Source organism: Arthrobacter sp. HMWF013 (assembly GCF_003061105.1).
Lineage (GTDB): Bacteria > Actinomycetota > Actinomycetes > Actinomycetales > Micrococcaceae > Arthrobacter.
The window spans coordinates 1-6,707 of record NZ_QAIQ01000392.1 but is presented as its reverse complement, the minus strand read 5'-3'; the positions used below and the strand labels follow the sequence as shown (position 1 = coordinate 6,707).

The following is a 6,707-nucleotide window of genomic DNA, read 5'->3' as shown; positions in this document are numbered from 1 at the left end:
GTGGATGCCGATGGCGCACTCGTCGGCCCGGGCGACGTCGCGGTGCAGTCCGCCCGCGCCCTCCAGAACGCCAAAACGGCGCTTGCCGCAGCTGGGGCGACCCTCGCCGACGTCGTTCAGTGGACTGTGCTTTTCGTCGACAGCGCCGATCTCGCAGCGGGGTACGGTGCGATCGCCGCGGAACTCGCCTCCGATGAACCGGCCCTGGTGACCGCAGCCCGGGTCACCGGACTGGGTGTGCCTGGCGCGCTCGTGGAGATCAGCGCGGTCGCCGCCGTTCTGCGTTAATGCTCCTGCTTGGCTGAGGGCCGATGCACCGGAACGGTTCTTCACGTGGTCAGCCTTGCACCTGGTCCCGCAAGGCGTCGGTGCGCTCCTGGATGAAGGTACGGAGCGTGTCTGTCTGCTGCGCCAGTTCGGCTTCGGTGAGGTCATCGCTGGAAGGCACGACGGCGGCGATCCGGTCCAGGAGGCCGGCGGCGGTGCCGCTGCCATACAGTACCTCGTAGAGGTCCGCGTGGGCTGCGTCGTACGCGGACTGGAAGGTTTCGGACGCCAGGAACCGTTCCTTAAGTTCGTTGCCGCCTCTGCCCCCGCCTCCCCCGGCGCCAGCACCGATTCCTGCTTCCACTCCGGCTTCGGTGGCATCCGGACGGGCACCCGCCGGCGGCGCCCCGGCGTCGTCGCTTTCGCCCTGGGGCCGCTGCATCCCGCCGCCTCCCCCGCCGATGGAGACCTCCTCATCAGGGGACGCCGCCGCATTGCCTGTCATTGCCAGGTTCAGGTCCCAGGAAATGACGGAGATCTTCTTGGTTTCGAGGTCGTACCAAAGGTAGTAATTCTGCCCGGGGCCGGCCATATCGTCGCCGTTAACCAGCAGGTTCATGGTGGCGGCATAGCGGGCGAACGATTCCACATCCACCCAGTTGGCCAGTTCGGCGTCAAACTCCTCGTCGTTGGCTTCGGAAAGCCACTTGAGGAAATCGACGACAGGCTGGAGGTCCTCGGTGTCCTCCGCATTGAGCTGCTTGAACTGCTCCCCGTAGGTTGCCAGGTCATCGCCCTGGTACGTGAAGCTGGACTCGGCGTCGGACTTGTACAGAACCCCGGCCGTGTCGAAGAGCGAATCAGCGTAGGCCTCGTCCGGGTTCTCAACCAGCAGCCTGGTCTGCGTGGGGCTGCCGTTCACGGAGTAGGTGGTGTAGGCGTAGCGCTGTGTGGCCTGGCCGCTCACCTCCGTGAGAGCCAGGGCCAGGGCCTCGTTCAGTACGGGCGAGCCGGGCCGCAGCGATAGCTGGGTGAGCCCTTCGTAGGTCTGGCCATCAACGTACTTGTCGAAGTCGATCAGCAGCGGCAGCGACTCCGGAACATCGGAGGAGATGCCGGATGAAACCGCCGCCCCGCCACCCCGGGCTCCGTTGCCGTCACCACTGAGGCTGCGCAGGGTCGAGTTGCCTTTGAGCCGCACGCCGATATCGGCGACGAGAGTTCCGTCGATGGTGATGTCCGCCCGGATCCACTCCTTGGACCCGTCCGCTTCGTAGGCTGCGATCATGCCGGCATAATCCGCCTCGTCCCACGCAATGCTGACCGTGTGGGAGGCATCCGTTGCGAAGAGTGTGGACTCCGCCGCGGTGGTTTCCGCCGTCGTGGTTTCTTCCGAGGCTGCGTCCGCCGGCGTGCCAGTGGACGCGGCGGAGGTCCCCGCGGCCGACGGGTCCGTGGCCGTGCCCGCGCCGCAGCCGGTCAGGGCAAACGCAAACGCGAACGCGACTACGGAGGACGAGAGAACGGTATGGCGGGTGAGTCGCATTGGCCTGCTGCTTTCAAGCTCGGAGTTGGTCAACTCCACCCTTCCGGCCGCACCTGTGCCGTTGCTGTGCCGGACGTCAGCGGGCAGTGTGAGATTTGGAGCATCCGCTTATCAATCGACAGTGGGCATTAAAGTGTGCATATGGGAAACACGGCCGAGATCAGCACCACCGGTGTAGTCCTGGCGGCCGGCGCCGGAACGCGGCTGGGGATGGGCCCTAAAGCGCTTCTGCCCTACCGGGGCCGTCCGCTCGTGGAATCAGTCGCCGCGGCCCTGCTCGACGGCGGCTGCAGCGAGGTGGTGGTGGTGCTCGGCGCCGGCGCCCAGGACGTCGCCTCGCTCGCCAGGCTGGACCGCTACCGGACAGTGGTGAATGAGGACTGGCCGTCCGGAATGGGCAGCTCGGTCCTGCTGGGCAACGCCACCGCTGACCCGACGAACCACCTGATGATTGCCCTGGTGGACCAGCCCGGTGTCACCTCCCGGACGGTGGGGCGCCTGCTGGCCGCCCACCGTCCGGGCCGGATCACCGCAGCCGCCTACAGCGGCCGGGTCGCTGACGGAAGTGCGGGCGGAACCGTCCCCCGCGGGCATCCGCTGCTCATCGACGTCGGACTCCGGCCCGCTGTGGCGGCCACGGTGACGGGCGACGCCGGCGCACGCGGCTTCCTGCGTTCCCACCCGGAGCTGGTGGACGACGTGGACTGCGGTGATGAGTCAACGGGCGAGGACATTGACACTCCGGAGCAGCTTCGCCTGCTGGGTTAGTCACTTCCAATTCCGCTCAGGAGCAGCTCCTCAAGCCCTTGCTTGAAGCCGGACCGCCCGCCGTGCGCAGGATGCCTGACTTTCGGTGCGTCCAGCCCGTTTCGCACCAGGCTGCGGTGCGCAACATTGCCAACGGCCACGATGGTGTCAATACCAAAAAGCCCCGTCAGCTCCTGCCAGAAAGAAGTTCCGAGACCAGCTTCCAGAGCCGTCGGCGTGCGGTTGGACAGAGGCCGGCCCGGCACGTGCGTGTGCCACGGACAGGCGCTCCACAACAACGGAAGGAACTGGAGCTCCACCAGAACGTCCCACATCACGGTTGCCGTCGGCTCGGCCGCCACGTCCACCGCTTCGGCCGGAAGCTCATAGCCTTTTCCGGGCCCGAACAGGCCAAGACTGTTGGCAGGCCCAGAGAACATGGTGCGGTTGGTGAAGGGGACCCCCGTGATCCTCATGCCCCTGAAACCCGGGGCTTCACCAAGGAGCAGCACCTGTGGCGAACGGTCCAGCATCTCCCGCAGATAGATCTCCAGATTCCGGCGGCGCACGGCATTTTCCGGGATGGTGTCATCGAAGAAGTTGGTGCGTCCCGGCGCTGAGGGTGCAGCCGCGAGCCGGTCCACGAAGGCGCTGACAGAGGATTCAGTCACTCATCCCCCGATCATGAAGGAAAAGCAGCCTACCAGCGCGGGTGGATTGCCTCGCGGAAGTAGTGATCGTAGATCCAGCGCACACCCTCGTCGAATTCGCCGTTAAGGGAAACATCAGCCGCGGCGGCGTTTGCAGTGGCCTGCTCCACGTTCCTTGCGCCAGGAATCACGGTGGTGACGCCATCCTGCGCGGCGATCCAGGCGATGGCCGCCTGGGCCGTGCCAACACCTTCGGGGACCAGCTGCTCGAACTCGGCCACGGCCTTGAGCCCCAGCTCGTAGTCCACCCCTGAGAAGGTCTCGCCGACGTCGAACGATCCGCCCGTGCGGTTGTAATTGCGGTGGTCATTCTCCGCGAAGGAGGTGTCCTTGGTGTACTTTCCCGAGAGCAGGCCCGAGGCAAGCGGGACCCGGGCGATGATGCCCACGCCGGCCGCTTTCGCCGCGGGCAGGACCTCGTCCAGCGGCTTGAGGCGGAAGGCATTCAGGATGATCTGGACGGACGCGGTGCCTTGGTGCCGGATCGCCTCGAGGGCTTCATCGGTGCGTTCAACGCTGACGCCGTAGTTGCGGATGGCCCCTTCGGAGACCAGCGTATCCAGGGCGTCGTAGACCTCGGCATTGCTGTACACGGCGGTGGGCGGGCAGTGCAGCTGGACGAGGTCCAGGCTGTCCGTGCCCAGGTTCTTCCGAGACCGGTCCACCCACTGGCGGAAGTTGGCGAGGGTGTAGTTCTCCGGCAGCTGGTCCATGCGGCGGCCCATCTTGGTGGCCACGGTAATGTCCAGCCCGGGATTGTCCTTCAGGAACGTACCGATGGCCTGTTCACTCTTGCCGTCGCCGTAGACGTCAGCCGTGTCAAAGAGCGTGACGCCGGCTTCCACGGAGGCAGCCAGGATGGCCTGCGCCTGTGCCTGGTCCACGTTGCCCCAGTCAGCGCCAAGCTGCCAGGTGCCGAGCCCCACGATCGAGACGTTGCGGCCGGTCTTGCCCAATATGCGCTGTTCCATCCTCCGACTATATGCAACGCGGGGTCAGATCCGGCCCAATTGAGCCGCGTTATTGGGCGTTGAGTGACCCCGCGTTGCTCTGGGAGACCCGGAGCGCGGCATCTTTCAGGCCAAGGTAGATCCTGTCCCGGGCAATAGGGAGCAAGGCGAAGCGCACACCGGTGGCATTCCGGATGGCGTTGGCGAGGGCCGGCGCCACGGGGTTGAACGGGCTTTCACTCATGGACTTCGCGCCCAGCGGGCCCAGCTTGTCATTCGTGTCGGCGAAGTACACCTCGCTCCGCGGCACGTCGGCGAAGGTGGGGATGTGGTACTGCCGCAGGATGTCCGTGGTGACCCGGCCGGCGTCGTCCACCACCACTTCCTCATACAGCGCGGCACCGATCGCCTGCGCGATCCCGCCCTCAATCTGGCCGCGGCACTGCCGCGGATTGACCACCACGCCGGCGTCGGCGGCCTGCACGCTCTGCAGGATCCGCAGCTCCCCCGTACTGCGGTTCACCGCGACGCGGAAACCGTGGACGTTGAACGCCACCGAGCGCGGCGTTCCGCCCCAGCGGCCTTCGGCGGCGAGTTCGACGCCGGCTTCCGCAGCCGCGTGCGCCAGTTCCGCCAGCGGCACGGGGGTTCCCTCGCACACCACGGTGTCGCCGTCGAGGATGCATCCGGAGGACTGGACCTGGCGGATTCCGGCGGCGAACGCCCGGATCCGGACAGCGAGTTCCTCCGCGGCGGCGAGCGTCGCCTTGCCCGCCACGACGGTGCCGGCGGAGCCGAACGCTCCTGTGTCGTGCTCGATCAGGTCCGTGTCGGACTGCCGGATCGCCACCCGTGAGGCGTTGGTGGACAGAGCTGTGGCAGCCAGCTGGGCGTGCACTGTGGTGGTGCCGTTGCCGAACTCGGCGGTCCCGACGTCGGCCTGGTACGTTCCGTCCGGAAGGAGCCGGAGCTTCGAATGGGCGAAATGCCCGCGCGGCGGCACGGTGTCGATCATGGACAGCGCGGCGCCTTCCCCGGTGACCCAGCCCGGTCCAAGCCGGTCAAGCCCGGCGGCGCGGTCCCGTTCCAGGCCACGGTCCAGCGCATCGCGGACCAGATCGAGGCACTGGTCCAGGCCGTAGCTGCCGTAGTGGACGTCCTCCGCCGGCTCGGGATGCGTGGACAGCATGTGATCGCCTTCGCGCACCATGTTCCGGCGGCGGAACTCCAGCGGGTCCATCCCGATGCCGACGGCGAGCTCATCCATGGCGGACTCGATCGCGAAAATCATCTGGCTCAGCCCGTAGCCCCGGAAAGCGCCGGACGGGACCGTGTTCGTGTAGACCGCCTGCGCATCCACTTTCTTGTTCCCGCATTTGTACACGCCCAGGGACTCCCCGCAGCCGTGGAACATTACTCCGGGGGCGTGGTTCCCGTACGCGCCGGTGTTGGTCAGGACCTCCAGCTTCAGCGCGGTCAGCTCACCGTCCGCGCTGGCACCGGCCTTGAGCCTGATGGTGAACGGATGCCGGGTGGTGGTGGCGGTGAACTGCTCCGTCCGGGTCAGTTCGAGCTGGACGGGCCGGCCCAGCTTCAGGGCTGCCAGAGCCACGATGTCCTCGGTCAGTACTTCCTGCTTGCCGCCGAACCCGCCGCCCACGCGTCCTGCAACCACGTGGACCTGTTCCTCGGGCAGTCCGAAGACCCGGCACAAGGTGCGGCGGACCAGGAAGGGGACCTGGCTGGAGGTGCGGACCTGAAGCCGGCCGTCGCTGTCCACGGAGGCGATGGCGGCGTGGGTTTCCAGTGCCACGTGCTGGACCCGCTGCGTCTGATAGGTCTGTTCGTGGATGAAGCCGGCGGCCGCGAAGCCGTCCTCCACGTTGCCCAGTTCGGAATGGAGTTCGGCCACCACATTCTGGCCGGGCCGGGCGATCCGCGCCGTGGGGCCGTCCTTCTCGCCGTGCACCAGCGGCGCGCCGGGGCGGATGGCCTCCTGAGGGGTGAACACCGCGTCGAGAATGTCGTACTCGACGGCGAGCGCCCGGACCCCCGCTTCGGCGGCCTGGACCGACTCTGCTACGACGGCGGCGACCCGCTGCCCGATGAACCTCACCACGTCATCGAGCACCCGGGTATCGTCCGGGTCGTCGGTGAAGAGCTCGTGCTGGGCAGTGGAGAACAGCTGCGTTGGGGCGTCCTGGTGGGTGAAGACCGCCACCACCCCCGGAATTTTCAAGGCCGCCGCGGCGTCGATGCCGATGATGCGGGCGTGGGCGTGCGGCGAGCGCAGCAGCTTCAGGTGCAACAGCCCCGGCAGCTGGTCTGAAGGGACATCCAGGGTGTAGCGCGCGGCGCCGGTGACCACCCCGAGGCTGGCCGGGGCGGGGACGTCGTCACCCATCCCGCCGGGCCGGGGTCCGGGCTGTCCCTCCCCCGCGATTCCCGAGCCCTGGCCTGCCGGTTCCGGGTGCCCGGCGGGATGGG

General features: G+C 67.3%; 6 protein-coding genes. 2 read left to right on the top strand and 4 right to left on the bottom strand.

All coding sequences use genetic code 11. The annotated features are described in order from the left end of the window. Nucleotides 1-288, top strand: a 288-nt coding sequence (locus DBR22_RS14570) for a RidA family protein (protein WP_108599613.1), incomplete at its 5' end; no start/stop codon positions are given. A gap of 49 nt (nucleotides 289-337) precedes the next feature. Here DBR22_RS14570 and DBR22_RS14565 read toward each other — a convergent pair. Next, entirely contained in the window at nucleotides 338-1,813 is a 1,476-nt protein-coding gene (locus DBR22_RS14565) for a CotH kinase family protein (RefSeq protein ID WP_108599612.1), read from the bottom strand. Nucleotides 1,814-1,954: 141 nt separating this feature from the next. On the opposite strand from DBR22_RS14565, the gene nboR reads away from it, so the two are divergent. Then, on the top strand, nucleotides 1,955-2,581 hold the full coding sequence (nboR, locus tag DBR22_RS14560; protein ID WP_108599611.1) for a nicotine blue oxidoreductase: 627 nt from the start codon (nucleotides 1,955-1,957) through the stop codon (nucleotides 2,579-2,581). Here the strand turns inward: nboR and DBR22_RS14555 are convergent. The 3 genes from DBR22_RS14555 to DBR22_RS14545 form a co-directional block, all read right to left on the bottom strand. Beyond that, nucleotides 2,578-3,231, bottom strand: coding sequence for a uracil-DNA glycosylase (locus DBR22_RS14555; protein ID WP_108599610.1), 654 nt, complete (start codon nucleotides 3,229-3,231; stop codon nucleotides 2,578-2,580). The two genes, nboR and DBR22_RS14555, sit on opposite strands and share 4 nt — an antisense overlap. Before the next feature lie 29 nt (nucleotides 3,232-3,260). Further along, entirely contained in the window at nucleotides 3,261-4,241 is a 981-nt protein-coding gene (locus tag DBR22_RS14550; RefSeq protein ID WP_108599609.1) for an aldo/keto reductase, read from the bottom strand. A gap of 49 nt (nucleotides 4,242-4,290) precedes the next feature. Then, nucleotides 4,291-6,707: xanthine dehydrogenase family protein molybdopterin-binding subunit (locus DBR22_RS14545; protein ID WP_108599608.1), on the bottom strand; the 2,417-nt coding region annotated here is incomplete at its 5' end.